We start from the raw sequence: 18,934 nt of genomic DNA on the forward strand, positions 1-18,934 counted from the left end.
ATGATCTGCGTCTCGATATGCAATCGACGCGCATAGCTGTTCAGACCGTTTAGACATAGTGGCCGTATCTCATGCAGATACGGCCACTATGTTATAGCCGTCAGCATGAATCAACGGATTTCACAATTCGGGCACTACGATGAAACAGGAACTGAAGTCGAACGCATTGCAAGATGGAGGAGACGTCATGGCAACGCAGAAGCATGTTGAAGATATCACGGTTGTACGCGACGGATTGAAGCTGAGCGGCCGCATCGAATCCCCGCAAGATGCTCCGGCAGGGCCGGTGGTGATCGCCATGCATGGCTTCATGGCAGACTTGGGGTATGAGCCTGATAGCTTGATGCAGCAAATAAGCGATCAGCTCGTCGACGCCGGATTCACATGCGTGCGATTCGACTTCAACGGGCGCGGCCACAGCGATGGCGCATTCGCGAATTCCGACATCTACAACCAGGTGGAAGACGCCATCGCGGTGCTGGATTTCGTGCGCGACCGCTTCGAACCGACCGAAATATCTCTGCTCGGCCACTCCCAAGGCAGCGTCATCGCAGGAATGACGGCAGGCATGTTCGCCGATGAGCTTCACTCGCTGGTTATGCTGTCACCGGCATCATCGATCAAAGACGATGCGCTGCGTGGTCGCGTGCTCGGCGTGCCATTCGACCCATACCGCATTCCAAACCACATTACCCTCGCAGACGGCAAGCATGAGGTCGACGGCAAATATGCCCGCATCGCCAAAACGGTGCCGATCTATGAAACCGCCGCGATGTTCAAAGGACCCGCCCTCGCCATTCAGGGGGAGCAGGATACGGTGATCGACGCCAATTGCGCACGCAACTACGGCAACGCGATGGCCAACTGCTCGGTGAGCCTGTACACGAACCTTGACCATAAGTTCAACGGGGCCGATCGCATGCGCGCCATCGGCGAGGCGGTGGCCTTCCTCTCCGCACAGCACGAAGAGATGTGAACCATTGGCATAGCGGCAGGAAACCGTAGAAGCCATAGAAGGGTATGAAGAGTCCGCTGTCAGCATGCAAAGCCGACATTTTTTGAAAAACGTGTGGATTTTTCAGTGATCAGCGTAAGACGATAAGCGCTCGTTACACCCGCCCGAATAAACTATGCCGCTATGAGCGAAAACAACATTGCGAAGAACCTGTCGCCGGAAGGCGACGAGGCCAGATATCTGGTCGAACTTGAGCATGTGGAGAAATACTATGGCAACCTCCACGTGCTCAAAGACATCAACCTCAAAGTCAGCAAGGGCGAAGTGCTCGTCATCGTCGGACCATCCGGCTCCGGCAAGTCAACGATGTGCCGCACAATCAACCGCTTGGAAACAATCGACTCAGGCGAGATCCGCATCGACGGCACCCCTCTGCCGCAGGAAGGCAAAGGCCTTGCGCAATTGCGCGCCGAAGTGGGCATGGTGTTCCAATCGTTCAACCTGTTCGCCAACAAGACGATTCTCGACAATGTGACGCTCGCACCGATCAAAGTGCGCCACATGAACAAAGACCAAGCCGAAAAAGAGGCCATGGACCTGCTCGCACGCGTCGGCGTGGACTCGCAGGCCATGAAGATGCCATCCCAGCTGTCAGGCGGTCAGCAGCAGCGCGTCGCCATCGCGCGTGCGCTCGCCATGCACCCCAAGGTCATGCTGTTCGACGAACCGACGTCGGCACTCGATCCGGAGATGGTCAACGAAGTGCTCGACGTCATGGTGGAGCTCGCACAGGAAGGCATGACGATGCTGTGCGTGACGCACGAGATGGGCTTCGCACGCAAGGCGGCAGACAAGATCGTGTTCATGGCCGATGGCCAGATTCTCGAACGCGGCAACCCCGACGAATTCTTCGAACACCCGCAGACCGAACGTGCACAGGAGTTCCTGTCGAAGATCCTCACACACTGAATGGGTCACATATAAGAGAGACAAAGAAGAAGCATGAAGAAACATTCAACGAGAAGGCTGCTGCGCAGAGCCGTCGCAATGGTATGCGCCGTAAGCGCCACATTAGGCGTGGCGGCCTGTGGATCGACCTCATCTTCGGATGAGCAGAAAATCAAAATAGGCATCAAATTCGACCAGCCGGGTCTTGGCTTCAAGAAGTCGGGCACCTATGAGGGCTTCGACGTCGACGTGGCACGTTACATCGCCAACCAGCTCGGATACACGGATGCGCAGATTGAATTCAAGGAGGCTCCGTCGAAGCAGCGTGAAGCCATGCTGCAAAACGGTGACGTCGACATGATCCTCGCATCGTATTCGATCACCGACGAACGCAAGAAGGCAGTGGACTTCGCCGGACCATATTTCATTGCGGGCCAAGATCTGATGGTTCGCAAAGACGAGACCGGCATTAACGGCCCTGAGGATCTCAATGGCAAACGCCTGTGCTCGGTTACCGGTTCGACCTCCGCGAAAGTCGTCAAAGAGAAGTTCGCCAAAGAAGTGCAGCTCATGGAGCAGCCGGGCTACGCGGAATGCGCGACGGCACTGCTCTCCGGCATCGTTGACGCGGTGACCACCGACGACATCATTCTGGCAGGCTTGGCAGCGGCATCGCGAGGCAAGCTGCGTGTGATCGGCAAACCGTTCACACAGGAACCATATGGCGTGGGCATCAAGAAAGATGCGGACAGCAAGGAATTCGCCACGAAGATCAATGATGCGATCGAAGACATGATCAAGAGCGGCGAATGGGAGCGTGCCATCGAGAAGAACACCGAAGGCACCGACTACAAGCCGGATTCGAAGTACAATCCTCCGACGCCGAACGAGGGAGAGTGATATGGAAGGCTTCATCTCACTGTTCCACACCTATAACGTTCCCGCCGCGTTCCTCGTGAACATCGAGCTGACGCTATGGTCCGCCCTGTTCTCCGGCGTGCTCGGACTCATTCTGGTCATGATGCGCATTTCGCCGATCTCGTCGCTGCGCAAGGTTTCTGCCGGTTACGTGGAGCTGTTCAAAACATGCCGTTGACGATCATCATGGTGTTCATGGTGCTCGGCGCGTTCGCCCAGCTCAAGCTGAGTTTCTCCGACAACTTCCAGACGAACTTCTTCTGGCTCGCGGTCACCGGTCTGAGCCTGTATACGGCCGCCTTCGTGGAGGAATCGTTGCGCTCCGGCATCAACACCGTGCCGAAAGGGCAGGCGGAAGCCGCCCGTGCAATGGGGCTCAACTTCATGCAATCGGCACGGCTCATCATTCTGCCGCAAGCCATCCGCGGATCCGTGGCACCTCTTGGCAACACGTTGATCGCGTTGCTCAAGAACTCCACCGTCGCGGCCGCGGCATCGGTGGCCACCGAAACGTCATCATTGATGAGCGAGATGATCGAATTCCGACCGGACGTGATCATTCAGATCTTCCTGATCTTCGCATTCGGCTACGTGATCCTGATCATCCCGATCGGTATTTTGACCACATATCTGTCGAACAAGCTCGCGGTCAGGAGGTGACGCATGGAACAATCGAATGAAAGCTCATTGCTGTTCGACGAACCGGGTCCGAAAGGCCGCCGTCGAATCCGCATCATCAACTGGATCGCCACAGCGGTATTCATCGTGCTGTTGCTGCTGATTTTGCTGCGACTGCACAATCCACCGAACGGCGAGAACCAGCTTAGTTGGGAACTTTGGAAGCCGGCATTGGACGGCGAAGCCTGGTCGGACTTCTACCTGCCAGGACTCTGGGCCACATTGCGCGCCACCTTCCTCGCCGTCATCGGAGCAGTGGTCTTCGGCCTGATCTTCGGCATCGGCCGCCTATTGCCAGGGCATCTCATTCCCACGGTGTGCGCCGTCGTCATCGAATTCTGCCGAGCCGTGCCAGTGCTCATCATGATGATCTTCTTCTGGCGTGCGTTCGCCTTCCTTGATATGCCGAGCCCCGCCTACTGGTCGGTCGTGCTTTCGCTCGTGCTCTACAACGGTTCCGTTGTGGCCGAGCTCATCCGCTCCGGCGTCGGCAACCTGCCGGGCGGACAGCATGAAGCGGCCGTGGCATTGGGCATGACCCGCACGCAGTCGCTGATGAGCGTGGAAGTGCCGCAGGCCATCTACGCCATGCTGCCAGCTGCAGTGACCCAGCTCGTCGTGGTGCTCAAAGACACCGCGCTGGGTTCGATCATCATGTACACCGACCTGCTGCAGGAGTCACGTCGACTCGGCTCGATGTATTTCAACATTCTGCAGACGCTCGTGGTGGCCGCAGTGATCTACTTCATCTTCTGCTGGTTGCTCTCACGCCTGGCGGAATGGCTGCCGAAGCGCATGCAGCAGCGCACCTTGGCTCCGACCGAGGCCGAACCTGTGGCGCCTATCGCCATCATGGATCCGTCGAACGTCAACCAGATCGCGGTCGCGAAGGAAGGTCGACCGCTCGGTGGCACGCAGCGCATCTACCACGTGCATCACCGTGGCACGAATGCGAGGATCCACGAATGGCGCCGCACCAGGTATGTGCAGGGCTATGACGAAACCCAGCCGCAAAGCCAGCGCCGCCGCACGGAGCATCATCTGCATCATCCGCATAGGAACAACGATTCCGACAAACAGTAGTTGGTCGGCAACCACATGCGTTGACGTGCAGTATGCGCAGGTAGGGGTCACACCGTTTGGTGTGGCCCCTACCCATATACGTTGAAATGCTGTTGTTTGCACGAATATGATCTGGGTGAACATATGCGGCTGTCATAGAATGGCAACTATGGCAAGTGATAAGAAGAAATCCGCGCGCAAGAACGGCGATGACGCCGCAAAAGAAGATCGCAAAGCGAAGAAGGTGGCGAAACGGCTGGCGAAGGAGGCCAAGAGCAGTGAGGAACTCAGTGCCGTATGGTCGTTGCCACCGGCTCAATTGTTGAGATTCCACTCGCACACCCGTCTCACCGACATCGACCCGGCATCACGCCCCGGTTTCGATGGTGACCAGGATGACGGTGAGAAGTTCATCGCGAACAGCAGCGCCGAAATCGCCAACTATCAGCGTCTCATGTATGCGAATGGCATACACGGCGACCCGCATCGCGTGCTGATCATTTTGCAAGGCATGGACGCTTCAGGCAAAGGCGGTATAGTACGCCACGTGTTCAGCCAAGTGGATCCGATGGGCATCCACTACCACGGATTCGGTAAGCCGACCGCCGAAGAACTCGAGCACGACTACTTGTGGCGCATCCGCAAGGAGCTGCCGTCAAAGGGCTGGATCTCGATTTTCGACCGTTCGCAATACGAAGACATCGTGATGCCACGCATCAATGGCACTTATCCGGAGGATGTGTGGAAGGCGCGCTACGCCCAGATCAACGACTTCGAAGCCGAAGTAGCCTCCTCAGGATGCGCGATCATCAAGATCTTCCTCGTTTCCAGCAAACAGGCGCAACGTCAGCACTTCCTCAAACGCCTCGACGATCCGACGCGCTACTGGAAGTTCGACCCCTCCGATCTGGACGCCCGAGAACGGTGGGATGACTACATGGAGGCATGGCAGGAAGTGTTCGAGAAAACGAGCACATCAGCGGCTCCGTGGTATCTGATTCCCGCCGACAACCGCTGGTATTCACGCATGGCGGTTTCCGAGCTCCTTCGCACCACGATGAAGAACTTCAACCAGACGTGGCCGCCTCTCGACGCCGACCGTGACGAAGCGTTGAGACGGCTCAACGCCGAAGGCAACGAGCACTGATTAATCGTCGTCCACGACGTTCTTGACCGAATACTCAGTGAAGATGACCTCGCCCTCACTTTGCGTGGCATCCAAATCGACGGTAGCGGTGATCGCCCAATCGTGGTCACCGTCCGAATCGTCGATGATCTGGCGAACCGTCCACTCGTGACGATCCTCTTCGTGTCGTGTGTCAAGTATGAAATATTCACCACTACGCGCCTGCATATCGGTGTTCACATACTCATGCTCGTCGTAGTAGTCGTCGAGCACATTCTCCCACGTGTGCACGTCGTAATGCCACGGTTTGTCGAGTTTGCCAAGCTCCTCCGGCTGGTCGAGATCCATCAGTTGCACACGGCGGAACATCGCGTTGCGAATGAGCACGATCAGACCACGGCGATCCTCCACAACAGCCTGCTTTACCTGTGGGGCGGCGAGGTTCGCGGCCTCCTGCGAGCGTGAGCCCGTGTTCTCCCATTCGTCAACCAAGCTCGAGTCAATCGACCGCACCAGCACACGCAGCCATGAGATCACGTCATCGAGCTCGTCATCGCGTTTCTCCGGCGGCACCGTGCGCGACAGCACACGGTAGGCGTCCGAGAGGTAGCGCAACAGCGTGCCTTCGGATCGCGCCACATTGTAACGGGCGATGTAACTGTTGAAATCAGACGCGGTTTCCACCATGTCACGCACAACGGATTTCGGATTGATCCAATAATCATTCGCCCACGGCACGTCACGGCGATACTGGTCGAACGCCTGCGTGAGCAATTCCTCCAACGGTTTCGGGTATGTGATCTCTTGCAAGCGATCCATGCGCTCGTCATAATCCACGCCATCGGCCTTCATCTGCTCCATCGCCTTGTCGCGAGCCTGACGTTCCTGTGCACGCAGAATCTGCTTCGGATCCTCAAGAGTCGCCTCAGCCATCGAGATCACATCCAACGCATAGGTGGGGGACTGCGGGTCGAGCAGCTCAAGTGCGGCGATCAGGAACGGGCTCAACGGCTGGTCAAGCGCGAAATCTTCCGGCAGATCAACCGTCGTGTAATAGTGCCGGCGACCATCCTCATCGGTTTCGATCTCGATCACATCGGTGTCGATTAACGTCTGGAAAATCTCATCGGCGCGCGTGCGCAACGTGTCTTTCTGCTCTTCGGTCTGCGCGCTGTCTTCAATGAGCCGCTCGATGCGGGCACGCGCGTCACCGCCTTGCGCCACCTCGTTAAGCACCATCGAATGCGTGATCTTCATATGCGGAACCAGCGTTTCCGGAGCCTTGTCAATGAGCTTCGCGAACGTCGACTCATTCCACGTCACGAACCCCTCAGGCGGCTTCTTGCGCTTGATCTTCTTGAGCTTCTTCGGATCATTGCCCGCCTTGGCCACGGCGCGCGCGTTCTCGATCTCGAATTCAGGAGCCTCGGCGATCACCAACCCCTCGGTATCGAAACCGCTGCGACCGGCCCGCCCGGCGATCTGGTGGAACTCACGCGCGCGCAACCTGCGCATATGCGTGCCGTCGAATTTCGTCAACTGGGTGAGCACCACCGAATGAATCGGCACGTTGATGCCCACACCCAACGTGTCGGTGCCACAGATCACCGGCAACAACCCCTGTTGTGCGAGTTGCTCCACCAAACGGCGGTAGCGCGGTAGCATGCCTGCGTGATGAATGCCCACGCCGGTGCGCAGCAAGCGTTGCAGAATCTTGCCGAAACCGGTCGTGAACTTCGTGCCCGCCATCGCCTTGGCAATCGCCTCGCGTTGCTCGCGCGTGGAGACGCCGGCGCTCGACAGCGACTGTGCGGTGTCGAGCGCGGCATCCTGCGAGAAGTGCACGATGTAGATCGGCGTTTGAGCATTGGCGATCGCCAACTCTACCGTCTTCTCCAGCGGGTCGGTCGTGTAGCGGTAGGAGAGCGGAACAGGGCGCTGCGCGTCGGCGATCACGTCGACGTCCGCATCGGTTTGCCGTTCCAGAGAGTCTGCGATCTGATCGACGTTGCCGAGCGTGGCGCTCATCAGCAGGAACTGAGTCTGCGGCAGCGTGAGCAACGGCACCTGCCACGCCCAGCCGCGCTCCGGGTCACCGTAATAGTGGAACTCGTCCATCGCCACACAGCCGATATCGGCATGCCTGCCCTCGCGCAACGCCTGATTCGCAAGAATCTCGGCGGTGCAGCAGATGATCGGCGCGTCGGCATTGATGTGCGTGTCTCCGGTGATCATGCCCACGTTGTCGCGGCCGAACACATTCACCAGCTCGAAGAACTTTTCGGAGACCAACGCCTTGATCGGCGCCGTGTAGTACGACCGGCGTCCTGTGCACATCGCCGCGAAATGCATGCCCAACGCCACCAGCGACTTGCCCGAGCCGGTCGGCGTGTTCAAAATCACATGATCGCCGGCCAGCAGATCGAGCACAGCCTCCTCCTGATGAGGCCACGGTTCGATGCCCCGCTCCTCAACAACCCAGTCGAAGAACCGCTCATAAATGTCGTCGGCGTCAAGAGCGAGATCATCCTCACCGCGCGACGGCACCAGTCTCATCAATGATGTGCGCTCATCTTCCATTGCCATATTCGTTTCCACTCCATGCACCCGTAGTACTCCTCTTGTAAGGCTAGTCGAACGATTCGATAGATATGCGCAGATATAAGGCGCGGCAGCGAACGCAGATACACACGACACTCCAATATCGAACGTTTGTTCGAAACGTTGCAATTGGCTACACTGGGCACTATGAGCGACGACATGAACGATCTTTTCTCCGCCAGCGACGCGCCGGAAAGCATGGTGCGACCGTTGGCGGTGCGCATGCGGCCGAGAACGCTCGACGAAGTGGTGGGGCAGAGCCATGCGCTCACTGCCGGTTCGCCGCTGCGTAGACTCGCCGACCCTGCATCACGAGGCTCACTGACCGCACCGAGTTCGGTGATCCTGTTCGGCCCTCCCGGAGTGGGCAAGACGACGCTCGCGCACATCGTCGCCAAACAGTCAGGCAGAGAATACGAGGAGCTTTCCGCAGTCACCTCCGGTGTCAAAGACCTGCGCGAAGTGCTACGCCGTGCACATGAACGATTGGTGAGCCAAGGAAAAGAGACTGTGCTGTTCATCGACGAAGTGCACCGGTTCTCCAAGTCGCAGCAAGACGCGCTGCTACCCAGCGTGGAGAACCGAGACGTCACATTCATCGCCGCCACCACCGAAAACCCGAGCTTCTCCGTGATCAAACCACTGCTCAGCCGTTCCGTGGTCGTCAAACTCGATTCGCTGGAACCCGACGAACTGCGCACCGTGCTCGAACGCGCCATCACCGACCGCGCGGGCTCGACGGCAAGGTGAACGTCGACGACGCGGCGATCGACGAGATCATCAGACTCTCCGGAGGAGACGCACGAAAATCACTGACGATCCTGGAAGCGGCAGCCGGCGCGCTCGGCGAACAGAGGGAAAACGACACCGCTTCCGACACGGTGAGCACGCAAACGGTTTCCACGGTGATGGACGTGGCGAACGTGCGCTACGACAAAGACGGCGACGACCACTATGACGTGATCTCGGCGTTCATCAAATCGATGCGAGGCTCCGACGTGGACGCCGCACTGCACTACTTGGCACGCATGATCCGCGCAGGCGAAGACCCACGGTTCATCGCCCGCCGCATCATGATCGCTGCCGCCGAGGAAGTGGGCATGGCCGCGCCGCAAATACTGCAAACCACCGTCGCCGCAGCCCAAGCCGTGCAGATGATCGGCATGCCCGAAGCGCGCATCATTCTGGCCGAAGCGACGATCGCCGTCGCCACTGCACCCAAATCGAACGCCAGCTACATGGCGATCAACCAAGCGCTCGCCGACGTCTATGCAGGGCATATCGGGCAGGTGCCGTTGCCGATACGCAACGCCCCAACTGCATTGATGAAATCATGGGGCAACCACGAAGGCTACAAATACGCGCATGACTACCCGAACGCGATCGCCGAACAGCAATACATGCCCGATGAGCTCGTCGGACGCCAATACTATTATCCCAACAGTCGCGGCTACGAACGGGAAATAGGGCCGCGGCTCGACCGGATACGCGCCATCATTCACGGCCAGCCCATGCCAAACGAACATCAGGAATCCGAACGGACGGATCAGGGAGGCACCGGCGGAAAGAGTGACACGCAAACCGAGCACACCGGTGAAACTCGACGCTCGAATACGAAAGGGCCCCATGACGCAGGAGGCGCATCAGAACACACGGCAGACGCACACGACGAACAATGACGACCGGATACCGCCGAAGCTCATCGGTTCCATCGTTTCTGTGGGGTCTCTGGCGTTCATAGGTATTCTCACCGAAACGGTGATGACGGTGCTGTTCCCCGAACTCATGACCGAGTTCTCGGTGAACACCGCCACGGTGCAGTGGATCACCACTATCTATCTGCTCGTGGTCGGCGTCACGATGCCGATCTCCTCATACCTCAAACGCCGCTTCACGATGAAATCGGTGTTCGTGGCTGCCGTCGTGCTGGCCGTCGTCGGCTCGCTCATCATGATTTTCGGTACGAGCTTCCCTGTCATTCTGCTGGCACGCGTGATTCAAGGCGTTGGCTCGGGTATCGCGACGCCGTTGATGATCAACATCATTTTGGAACAGTCTCCACGTTCCAAAGTCGGGCGTCTCATGGGCGTCGGCTCGCTCGTCATCACCGTCGCCCCGGCCATCGGGCCCACGGTTGGCGGCGCCATCGCCAGCGTGATGCCTTGGCGCAGCATCTTCATGATCGTCATACCGATCGTGCTGCTCATCTCGCTTCCCATCGGTCTCACGTGCATCACGCAAACACGCCCGACGGAAGACGTGAGCCTCAACCCTCTGCAGTTCATCGCCATCATCATCGGATTGGCCGGACTCATCCTCGCCCTCAACCAAGGCGGCGTGGCCGTGAGCAACGCGGTCTCCGGTGGCGCTTGGCTCGCTCCCACTGTTATCGCCGTAGTGAGTCTTGCGGCAGGAATCGCCGCACTCGTGTTCTTCGTGTGGTCGTCACGCAGATCGTTCTCTCCGCTCATTCGCTTGGGCTGGCTCAAAGACCGTAGCGTTGTGCTGCATCTGCTCGCCTACACGTTGCTGCCGATGGTCGGCATCGGGTTCGGCTATGTGATCACGAATCTGGCGCAATTGTCGTTGAACACCACCGCTCTAACCGCAGGACTACTGGTGTTGCCCGGCGCGTTGATCGGAGCGTTCTTCGCACCCGCCGGTGGTATGCTCTACGACCGTTACGGCGCCCCACGCCCGATTCTCGGCGCATTCAGCTGCTGCATCCTCGCCCTCGTGCTACTGCTCACGTTCTCAATGAAGTTGACGCCCGCTACATTGGCGTCGTTCTATTTCGTGTTCGGCGTCGGGTACGCTTTGGGCTTCTCGAACATCATGACCGATGCGATAGCCAGCATTCATAAGGAATTCGCGCCAGATGGCAACGCCGTGTTCAACACCGCACTCCAGTTCGGCGGTGCTGCGGGAACCACGCTGTTCTCCACGATCTTCGCCATCGCCCAAGCTGGCTCAGGCTCTGAAGGCACGCCGACATTCATACATGCGACGGCTGTCGGCGGAGCGTGGACGTTCGGTGTGATGCTATGCATAGTGGTGGCGTCGTGGTGCGCGCTGTTCGCCGCTTTCCGCATGAACGCGCGACGTTCCACGCTGTAAATGCTGCTTGATATTCACCACTGCGAAAGCAGCATAAACAGATAAGGCGATGGGGTGGGGTGCATGCTCGAGCATGCACCCCACCCATCGCCTTATAGTGAATGGTAGCTGACTACTGGCGGCTCTTCTTGCGCGGCACGTAGATCACCGTGTCGATGAGCTTCTGGTAGTGGTCGACGATCTGCTTGCGGCGCGTTTTGAGGCTCGGTGTCAACATGCCGTTCTCCGAAGTGAACTCGTCGGGCAGAATCTCGAACTTGCGAATCGATTCGGCGCGGGAAACGCCCTCGTTTGCCTTGTTGACGATGCGTTCCACCTCAGCTGCGACGATCGGGTTCTTCGACAGTTCCTCGAGGTCGGCTGCGGGTTTGGCACCTTGCGAGGTGAGCCAGGCGTTCGCATCCTCAAGATCCAGCGTGATAAGCGCTGCGACGAACGGCTTGCGGTCGCCGATCACCAGGCACTGCGCCACAACCGGCGAAGTCATGACCGTCGTCTCCAAATGACCGGGGGAGACGTTCTTGCCGCCGGCCGTGATGATCATGTCTTTTTACGACCCGTCAGACGAATGAAGCCGTCGTCGTCGATATCGCCGAGATCACCGGTGTGAATCCACCCATCGACGATCTGCTGCTTGGTGACCTCCGGCTGGTTGTGGTATCCCAAACAGATATCACGCCCCTTGAAGCACAGCTCGCCGTCGGCGGCAATACCGGCCGTCGTGCCGCACAGTGGCTGGCCGATCGTGCCGATGCGGTTGTTTTCTGGCAACGACACACACACCGGTCCGCTCGTCTCCGTCATGCCGTAGCCCTCGAGCAGCGGCATGCCGATGCCGTTGTAGAAGTGGGCGAGACCCGGATCCATCGGAGCGCCGCCGGTGATGGCGAAATCGGCGTTCGGGCCGAACACCGTGCGAATCTTCTTGTAGACGATCGCGTTGTAGAACGAGTGGCGGATGCGCACACCCAGCGGAATGCCCTGACGCGACTGCTCCGCCTTCGACCAGTCACGCGCAGCCACGACGCCGCGGGCGAACATGCGGCCGGCGAGACCGGTGCCTGCACGCTGTGATGCCGCGTTATACACCTTCTCGAACACGCGCGGCACGGCGAGCAGCAGCGTCGGGCCGAACTCCTCGAAGTCTTTGATGATCGTCTTCATGTTGCTCGTCAAGCCAAGCGTCAATGTGCCGGCGAACGCCACGATCGCCATGAACCTGGCGAACACGTGCGACAGCGGCAGGAAGAGCAGCAGTCGGCGGTCGGGGATGTTGATGGCACGTGGCATGTATTGCAGCGCGTCCATGCATTCGGCGGCCATGTTCATGTGGCTGATCTCCACGCCCTTCGGGGTGCCGGTGGAGCCGGAGGTGTAGATAATCGTCGCCAACGCATCGCCGTGTGTGGCCTTCCGGTGCTCCTCGAACTGTTCCTGCGACACGTTCTCGCCGAACGCAACGATCGCGTCGATGGCGTCGGAGTCGATGACGAGCGTGGCGCGCAGCGAGGGGATCTCGTCGGCCACGGTGTCGAGCTTGTCGCGCTGGGCATCATCTTCGGCGAAGGCGAGCACCACTTCGGCGTCGTTGAACACTGTGCGGATCTGCGACGCCGAATTCGTTTCATACACTGGCACGGTGACGCAGCCGATCGACATGATCGCCAGATCGAGCGCCACCCATTCCCAACGCGTGTGCGCGATGATCGCGATGGATTCGCCAGGGCGCGCACCCCAGCCGATCAGACCTTTGGCTATCTCCACCACCTTGTCGCGGAACTGTGTCGCCGTGAACGTCTGCCACACGCCGTCATCATCTTTGTATTGCACCATCGAACCGTCGGGGTTGCGCTCTACACGCCCTTCGAGGAAATCGAACAGATTGATATCCGGGTCGATCTCATGCTTGAGAGGGGTTGTGTATTCCTTGACGATGCCCGCATTGGCTACTTCGTCTTCGCTCGGCATGCTGTCGAGCGGTGCTGCGTGAACTTCACTATTCATAACTAAAGGAATTACACGATTGCGAATACAAATTGATTACAAGGTGTTTCTATGTTTCTATGAGCGTACCGTTCGCATTCGTGCTCAAGTAAGTTGTTCATGTCGAGTCGAACAATGCGCAAAAGGTGAATAGAAAACTCACATCGTGTCGAAACAGTTTGCTGATTCGCTGACAGCGAACTAAACTGCGAGGTAGGCAAAACGGAATAATCCGCATATGGCCTAGCAAAGGTTCCTCCTGTATAACTTACACAGGCTCGGTTCACGCCAAAGTCCAGATACGCGAGCATTCTTAGAATTCTCGCGAAACCGACGCAGGGATTGGGAGAGGAACGGGGAAAGAGGTAGGCATGGTCCGAAGACAGTGCATCTGCGGCGCGCAACTCCACGGCCTTGGGCACAGCGGCCCGAACATGTTCGGTTTCATTCCATCCTCGTCACTTGCGCACTGCAACTATGACTGCGAATTCAACGTCGGCGTGACGCTTCCCGGCGGGCGCATCTTCGAACAATGCGAGACCTGCGGCGCGCTCGTGCTCTGCGAATACCCGACGATGACGGGAGGCAAGCGCGGCGATGACCCTCTGATCACCTACGGGCCGGGCACTGTGTATGAACAGTGCGCAATCGAATCCGTTCCGCTCACATACCATTCGTTTCATGCGCTGATGTCGTCTGGCGTCACCGGCGGCATCATGTATTCGGAGCCTTTCAAAAGCGATGTGGCGGAATTGTTCGGCACCGACACGCAGCATCTGCCGAGCTGGAAAGTGGTCAAAGACGCGTTGCGAGACCAGCAGAACGCGGCGCTCGACGAATGGTGGCAGGCGTCGATCGGGCGTAATTTCATCGTGCTGTATGAGAATTCGAAGGTTCTTCGCTTGGTGGGGGCATGGCATCGCGTTCCCGGCACGGAGATTCTCAACGCAGACATGCGCCGTGTGATCGAAGACAACCACGATCCGCTCCGGCATCAGGGTTCCGACACTGATGAGGTGAAACAGGCTCGTCAGCATCTCGACATCAGTGACGATACGCGCGCGTTGTTGATGGAGGGCACACGAGCTCGCCTGCGCCTTGTAGACAATTCGATGATGGTGCATCGCCCACTTGCCGAACTCGCGCGATTCATACGGCTCGACGAACTGCTCGCTGGAAAAGAGCTGTGGGAAGCCGGTGCGGTGAAGCGCGTCGATTTCGTGCCGTTCGGCATTTTCCACGGTGTAGTGCGTGACGGCGCGCAAGATCAGCAGGTCGATCTCGTCATCAGGCACAACCTCGTCTCGCGCATGATGTGCACGTGTGACTATGCGCAACGCAAACGCGTATGCTCGCATGAAGTCGCGACGATTGTGCAGCTCGCCCGGCAGTTCCGCTTCTCGATCGACCTCGATGCGGAAACAGCGGATGTGTCGCACCGCGAAGTGACGTCCATCGAGGATTCGCAATTCAGTCATTACGCAAATATGCTCGACGTGCTGCGCGAACACGACAACGACGATGATTATGACTGGCTCACCGTGTTCATCGATCCGCTGAGCGGCGACCCACGCGAGCTGTATCACACCGAGTTCATGACCATGCCGGGCATGACGATGCGCAGCATGTCGTACGTGATCTACGAGCAGCTCATGCTGAGCTTCATCGACGCGGTGCTGACGCATGGATCGCCGGATTTTCTCAAAACATTGCGCAGCTACGGGCTTGACGCCGACGTGCCGTTGGAGATTCTCAATATCGACATGCTTAAGGCCGATCTCGTGTCTGCGCTGATCTCGATGATCGTCTACCGTGAGCGCCGCAGTGACGGCTACCTTGCCGAGTGCTTGGAGAACGGCACGTTGCTCAAGCTGCTGAATCGCCTGCGCACATTGCAGGATGAACGGCACGAGCGCAGGCGTCGCCGCATACGCCAATAGACGCAAGCTGTGCGTCGCGCCCGTCGCCTGCGATACTATTGGAGCTATGAGTGATTCGATCAGCTATAGGACATTGCAACGCGACGATTATCCCGCATTGACGAAGATGCTGTGCGACGCGTGGCACAAGCAAACCGAAGATATCAACGACGAGCTGGGCATGAAGCTCGCGCAAATCGATCTTGAACACAGCCTGGCACGCACGACAACCGCGGAAGTGGCTGTGTGCGACGATGAAGTGGTTGGTGTGGTACTTGGCCGCATCGACTCCCAGGAGACCCGCATGGGTCTGAACAAGCACCACCGCAACGTGATGCGAATCATGGGTCCGCTGTTCTTCAACAAGTCGGCACACAAGGCATTGCAGGAGATGCTCGACGCCGAGAAAACCAATCGCCGCATGATCGATCAGGCCAAGAAGGAAGGCCATGCCTACGATGGCGAGATCATTTTGTTCCTCGTGCGCGAAGACATGCGCGGCAAAGGCATCGGAACCCACCTGTTCAACTGGATTCTCGACGAATTCAAGGCCAACGACGTCGAGAACTACTTCCTGTATACCGACACCGGCTGCAACTACTCGTTCTATGAGGAGAACGGCATGGCACGCCGCGAGGAGATGCCTATGGCGCCGCGCACACCGCAGGAAGACAAAGAAGTGCATGATGAAGCCGACAATATCGACAACCATCTGCATGCGCTGATGTTCGACAATCAGGTGTCGCCGGCGAACGGCGGCGTGAACCCTCTGGGACGCTGACGGGCACGCCATGACGCAAGCCGCCCACGACGATTACCATATTCCCGAAGGATTCGAGCACTGCTCCAAACTCGATCCGGTGAACGAGGCACCGAGCGCCCTTGACCGCGTCAAAGCGCTCGTCGCCATACTCACCGGACCGGATGGCTGCCCGTGGGATGGCAAGCAGACGAACAAGTCGCTGATCAAACCACTGCTCGAAGAAACCTACGAATACATCGACGCGCTGGAGAACGGCGACCGCGAGAACATGCGCGAGGAACTCGGCGACATGCTGCTGCAGTCGATTTTCCAAGCGCAACTATGCTCGCAGGATCCTGACGACCCGTTCGACCTCGACGAAGTGTGCAACAGGCTGGTCGACAAACTCATCACCCGACACCCGCAAGTGTTCGCACCCGACGGTCAGGAAACCCTGCTCAGCGGCGAAGATACGCTCAAACTGTGGGAGAAGATGAAGCAGCGCGAGAAGCACCGCAAGTCGGTGCTCGACGGCATCTCGAAAGCGCAAGGAGCATTGCCTCGTAGCGCGAAGGTGGTCTCGCGCGTCGCAAAGTCGGAGCACTCCGCCGAACTCGAACAAGCATTCGACATGGCACAGGCTAACCCTGAAGACGCCTACGCCGATCGTATTCTCAACATCGTGCGCGAAGCGAACAGGAATGGCATCGACATCGAATCCGCCTTGCGTAACCGTTTGCGCGAGGCCGAGAACCGGATCGTCGAACTGGAGGAGCGCCCTTGATGCACATGTCTGACGCTGAATTCGAGCGAACCGTGACCGAGGCGCTGGCAACCGTTCCCCAACGGTTCAAACAGGCGTTGTCGAACATCGCGATCACCGTGGCGCACGAGCCGACCGACAAGGAATACGTGAACATGACCCACGGCAACGGTGAGCTGCTCGGACTCTACCAAGGCATCCCGTTGCCCCAGCGCACCACCGGCTATGCAGGAGTGCTGCCCGACCGCATCACGATCTTCAAAGGCCCGCATGAGCGAATCTGCTCCACACACGAACAGATGGTCGCGCAGATCCGCAAAACGGTGCTGCATGAACTCGGGCACTACTTCGGCTTCGACGACGCCTACCTGCACTCACACGGCTACTGATCGAACATTGTGTTGCCTCGCCGCGTACCAAAACGGGTCTGCATTCACATGTGAATGCAGACCCGTTTTGTATTACCAGACGATGCGAATCAGTAGATGGTGGTGCCGAATGGCCAGAGAGCAAGCTTCGCCATTTTGAACGATTGGATGCCGAACGGCACGCCGATCACCGTGATGCAGTTGAGCACACCGGCGATCAGATAGGCGATCGCCATCCACAGGCCAACGACGATCACCCAGATGATGTTGAGCAACACCGATCCGACCGAATTCGAATACACGACTTGCTTGCCGAACGGCGTCAACGTGAGCGACGCCATCTTGAACGCCTGCACACCCACCGGAATGCCGACGATCGTGATGCAGCACACCAAGCCCACCACCAGCCAGCCGAACGCGATCCCCAGACCGCCCAGAACCAGCCAAAGAATATTGCCTATCAGTCTCATGTCAGTTAAGTGTAACTGACAATCAGCGGTTATGCTACGTCGCTCAGGCATGTCACAATGAGCAGTGCAGGGGAACTCACCCGAGTTGAGAAGGCAAACGCCTGACCCTTTGAACCTGTTGGTTAACACCTACGTAGGGAGACATATGACTCAAGCAATCACATTGACCGATCTGCCGCCATTCGCACGCCGTATGAGAGACGCCGCCGATCTCGTCTGGCAAGAAGGCTACGAACAGCCGTTCATTCGCGAACTCGGTGCCGGCACGCTTGACCGTTCGAAATTCGCGTTCTACCTGATGCAAGACGAACTCTATTTGGGCGATTACGCGAAAGTGCACGCGCTCGCCGTCACGAAAACGAACGATCGTGAGGTCATGGCGTTCATGGCGCAGGTGCAGAACCAGATTCTGCACGTGGAGACCGAAGTACATCGCGACTATTTGGCATCCTTCGGATTGAGCGAACAGATGGTGCTGAATGGCAGGCAATCAGCGTTCGCTCGCGCATACACGACGAATATGATGACGGTCGCCTACACCGGTGATCTGCTCGACATTCTGATCGCGGTGCTTCCATGCGCATGGGTGTACGCCGACTATGGGCAGCGCCTCGCACGTGAATTCGCGGACACGCTGAGCGGTAATCCATATAAAGAGTGGATCGACATGTATTCCACCGATGAATTCTGGCAGTCGGCTGTGTGGCTGATCGAACATATCGAGTCGATGGTGCAAGAGGTGAGTGAAGAACGCAAACGCGAGCTCATCGAGTCGTTCGTGCGCGGCGTCGAATACGAATACATGTTCTGGGCGAGTGCCTACGACAAGCAGATGACATGGAAGCCCGAATGGTCGGCGCTGCCACAGCAGTGATGCAGTTGGTGGCTCGAAGTCTTATGTACAACGGAAAGCGGCGGATACCAGACGATATTCGGTCTGGCATCCGCCGCTTATATTTGCGATTGCTTACTCGCGTACGAGTCGAATATGCTCGACGTCATCGCGATGCGAACGACGGTAGAGCACGGCACGATTGCCGATCACCTGCACGACTTCGGCACCCAGTTTGTCTGCGAGCGCCTGTGCCGCCTCCTTTGCGTCAACTCCTGCGCCGTCGAGCACCTGGCATTTGATCAGTTCGCGTTTCTCGATCGTCTCATCCGCCTGCTTGACCACATTATCGGTCACATCGTTCTTGCCGATCTGCACGAGCGGGTTGAGTGGGTTCGCCAGAGCGCGCAGTTGCTTGATCTGCTGTTTCGTCAAAGCCATGATTGTCCTTA

Annotated in this window: 14 protein-coding genes and 3 pseudogenes; 13 read left to right on the forward strand and 4 right to left on the reverse strand. The window is 58.1% G+C overall.

Features of this window, described 5'->3' with window-relative positions; translation table 11 throughout:
- Nucleotides 1–187 precede the first annotated feature (187 nt).
- The 6 genes and pseudogenes from GSD1FS_RS05190 (at nucleotide 188) to GSD1FS_RS05215 (ending at nucleotide 5,708) form a co-directional block, all read left to right on the forward strand.
- The gene (locus GSD1FS_RS05190) at nucleotides 188–976 is read left to right on the forward strand and encodes an alpha/beta hydrolase (RefSeq protein WP_155588693.1); all 789 of its coding nucleotides are present in this window, start codon (nucleotides 188–190) and stop codon (nucleotides 974–976) included.
- Nucleotides 977–1,138: 162 nt separating this feature from the next.
- The gene (locus GSD1FS_RS05195; RefSeq protein WP_155588694.1) at nucleotides 1,139–1,924 is read left to right on the forward strand and encodes an amino acid ABC transporter ATP-binding protein; all 786 of its coding nucleotides are present in this window, start codon (nucleotides 1,139–1,141) and stop codon (nucleotides 1,922–1,924) included.
- A gap of 78 nt (nucleotides 1,925–2,002) precedes the next feature.
- Entirely contained in the window at nucleotides 2,003–2,803 is an 801-nt protein-coding gene (locus GSD1FS_RS05200) for a glutamate ABC transporter substrate-binding protein (protein ID WP_425481784.1), read from the forward strand.
- A gap of 1 nt (nucleotide 2,804) precedes the next feature.
- A pseudogene (locus tag GSD1FS_RS05205) lies at nucleotides 2,805–3,481 on the forward strand (amino acid ABC transporter permease).
- 3 nt (nucleotides 3,482–3,484) lie between these two features.
- Nucleotides 3,485–4,582, forward strand: a complete 1,098-nt coding sequence (locus GSD1FS_RS05210) for an amino acid ABC transporter permease (RefSeq protein WP_155588696.1) — start codon at nucleotides 3,485–3,487, stop codon at nucleotides 4,580–4,582.
- A 148-nt stretch (nucleotides 4,583–4,730) separates the two neighbouring features.
- On the forward strand, nucleotides 4,731–5,708 hold the full coding sequence (locus tag GSD1FS_RS05215) for a PPK2 family polyphosphate kinase (RefSeq protein WP_155588697.1): 978 nt from the start codon (nucleotides 4,731–4,733) through the stop codon (nucleotides 5,706–5,708).
- Here the strand turns inward: GSD1FS_RS05215 and GSD1FS_RS05220 are convergent, their stop codons facing one another.
- Nucleotides 5,709–8,273 (reverse strand): DEAD/DEAH box helicase, encoded by a 2,565-nt coding sequence (locus tag GSD1FS_RS05220; protein ID WP_155588698.1) that lies wholly within the window; start codon nucleotides 8,271–8,273, stop codon nucleotides 5,709–5,711.
- 174 nt (nucleotides 8,274–8,447) lie between these two features.
- Between GSD1FS_RS05220 and GSD1FS_RS05225 the strand changes: the two are divergent.
- Both GSD1FS_RS05225 and GSD1FS_RS05230 read left to right on the forward strand, forming a co-directional pair.
- Nucleotides 8,448–9,967, forward strand: a pseudogene (locus GSD1FS_RS05225) (replication-associated recombination protein A).
- A complete protein-coding gene (locus tag GSD1FS_RS05230) occupies nucleotides 9,915–11,405 on the forward strand; it encodes an MFS transporter (protein WP_155588699.1) in 1,491 nt (496 codons plus the stop codon). Before GSD1FS_RS05225 ends, GSD1FS_RS05230 begins: the two are co-directional and overlap by 53 nt.
- Before the next feature lie 112 nt (nucleotides 11,406–11,517).
- Here GSD1FS_RS05230 and GSD1FS_RS05235 read toward each other — a convergent pair.
- Nucleotides 11,518–13,373, reverse strand: a pseudogene (locus GSD1FS_RS05235) (AMP-dependent synthetase/ligase).
- 386 nt (nucleotides 13,374–13,759) lie between these two features.
- On the opposite strand from GSD1FS_RS05235, the gene GSD1FS_RS05240 reads away from it, so the two are divergent.
- The 4 genes from GSD1FS_RS05240 to GSD1FS_RS05255 are packed head-to-tail and all read left to right on the forward strand — an operon-like array spanning nucleotide 13,760 to nucleotide 17,201.
- A complete protein-coding gene (locus GSD1FS_RS05240; protein ID WP_155588700.1) occupies nucleotides 13,760–15,328 on the forward strand; it encodes a DUF6508 domain-containing protein in 1,569 nt (522 codons plus the stop codon).
- Between the two features lie 46 nt (nucleotides 15,329–15,374).
- Entirely contained in the window at nucleotides 15,375–16,088 is a 714-nt protein-coding gene (locus GSD1FS_RS05245) for a GNAT family N-acetyltransferase (RefSeq protein WP_246165843.1), read from the forward strand.
- A gap of 10 nt (nucleotides 16,089–16,098) precedes the next feature.
- Nucleotides 16,099–16,833 carry a MazG nucleotide pyrophosphohydrolase domain-containing protein gene (locus GSD1FS_RS05250; RefSeq protein ID WP_155588701.1) on the forward strand — a complete coding sequence of 245 codons (735 nt, stop codon included), beginning with the start codon at nucleotides 16,099–16,101 and terminating at the stop codon, nucleotides 16,831–16,833.
- Nucleotides 16,833–17,201, forward strand: coding sequence for a metallopeptidase family protein (locus GSD1FS_RS05255; RefSeq protein WP_155588737.1), 369 nt, complete (start codon nucleotides 16,833–16,835; stop codon nucleotides 17,199–17,201). Before GSD1FS_RS05250 ends, GSD1FS_RS05255 begins: the two co-directional genes overlap by 1 nt.
- Nucleotides 17,202–17,290: 89 nt before the next feature.
- Here GSD1FS_RS05255 and GSD1FS_RS05260 read toward each other — a convergent pair whose 3' ends face one another.
- Complete coding sequence (locus GSD1FS_RS05260) at nucleotides 17,291–17,650, reverse strand: YccF domain-containing protein (RefSeq protein WP_155588702.1); 360 nt, start codon at nucleotides 17,648–17,650, stop codon at nucleotides 17,291–17,293.
- Between the two features lie 145 nt (nucleotides 17,651–17,795).
- Here GSD1FS_RS05260 and tenA point away from each other — a divergent pair, with 145 nt between their 5' ends.
- Entirely contained in the window at nucleotides 17,796–18,524 is a 729-nt protein-coding gene (gene tenA, locus GSD1FS_RS05265) for a thiaminase II (protein WP_155588703.1), read from the forward strand.
- 93 nt (nucleotides 18,525–18,617) lie between these two features.
- On the opposite strand, the gene GSD1FS_RS05270 is transcribed toward tenA, so the two are convergent.
- The gene (locus GSD1FS_RS05270; RefSeq protein WP_155588704.1) at nucleotides 18,618–18,923 is read right to left on the reverse strand and encodes a YhbY family RNA-binding protein; all 306 of its coding nucleotides are present in this window, start codon (nucleotides 18,921–18,923) and stop codon (nucleotides 18,618–18,620) included.
- Nucleotides 18,924–18,934 lie beyond the last annotated feature (11 nt).

This window comes from Bifidobacterium canis (genome assembly GCF_009727065.1).
In the GTDB taxonomy this organism is placed as follows: Bacteria; Actinomycetota; Actinomycetes; order Actinomycetales; family Bifidobacteriaceae; genus Bifidobacterium; species Bifidobacterium canis.

Excerpts from the sequence above, each read along its gene's own strand:
- GSD1FS_RS05250 (WP_155588701.1), top strand. The coding sequence starts at position 16,099 with ATGACGCAAGCCGCCCACGACGATTACCATATTCCCGAAGGATTCGAG.
- GSD1FS_RS05245 (WP_246165843.1), top strand. The coding sequence starts at position 15,375 with ATGAGTGATTCGATCAGCTATAGGACATTGCAACGCGACGATTATCCC.
- GSD1FS_RS05220 (WP_155588698.1), bottom strand. The coding sequence starts at position 8,273 with ATGGCAATGGAAGATGAGCGCACATCATTGATGAGACTGGTGCCGTCG.
- GSD1FS_RS05200 (WP_425481784.1), top strand. The coding sequence starts at position 2,003 with ATGGTATGCGCCGTAAGCGCCACATTAGGCGTGGCGGCCTGTGGATCG.
- GSD1FS_RS05230 (WP_155588699.1), top strand. The coding sequence starts at position 9,915 with ATGACGCAGGAGGCGCATCAGAACACACGGCAGACGCACACGACGAAC.
- GSD1FS_RS05195 (WP_155588694.1), top strand. The coding sequence starts at position 1,139 with ATGAGCGAAAACAACATTGCGAAGAACCTGTCGCCGGAAGGCGACGAG.
- GSD1FS_RS05240 (WP_155588700.1), top strand. The coding sequence starts at position 13,760 with ATGGTCCGAAGACAGTGCATCTGCGGCGCGCAACTCCACGGCCTTGGG.
- GSD1FS_RS05215 (WP_155588697.1), top strand. The coding sequence starts at position 4,731 with ATGGCAAGTGATAAGAAGAAATCCGCGCGCAAGAACGGCGATGACGCC.
- GSD1FS_RS05260 (WP_155588702.1), bottom strand. The coding sequence starts at position 17,650 with ATGAGACTGATAGGCAATATTCTTTGGCTGGTTCTGGGCGGTCTGGGG.
- tenA (WP_155588703.1), top strand. The coding sequence starts at position 17,796 with ATGACTCAAGCAATCACATTGACCGATCTGCCGCCATTCGCACGCCGT.
- GSD1FS_RS05255 (WP_155588737.1), top strand. The coding sequence starts at position 16,833 with ATGCACATGTCTGACGCTGAATTCGAGCGAACCGTGACCGAGGCGCTG.
- GSD1FS_RS05270 (WP_155588704.1), bottom strand. The coding sequence starts at position 18,923 with ATGGCTTTGACGAAACAGCAGATCAAGCAACTGCGCGCTCTGGCGAAC.
- GSD1FS_RS05210 (WP_155588696.1), top strand. The coding sequence starts at position 3,485 with ATGGAACAATCGAATGAAAGCTCATTGCTGTTCGACGAACCGGGTCCG.
- GSD1FS_RS05190 (WP_155588693.1), top strand. The coding sequence starts at position 188 with ATGGCAACGCAGAAGCATGTTGAAGATATCACGGTTGTACGCGACGGA.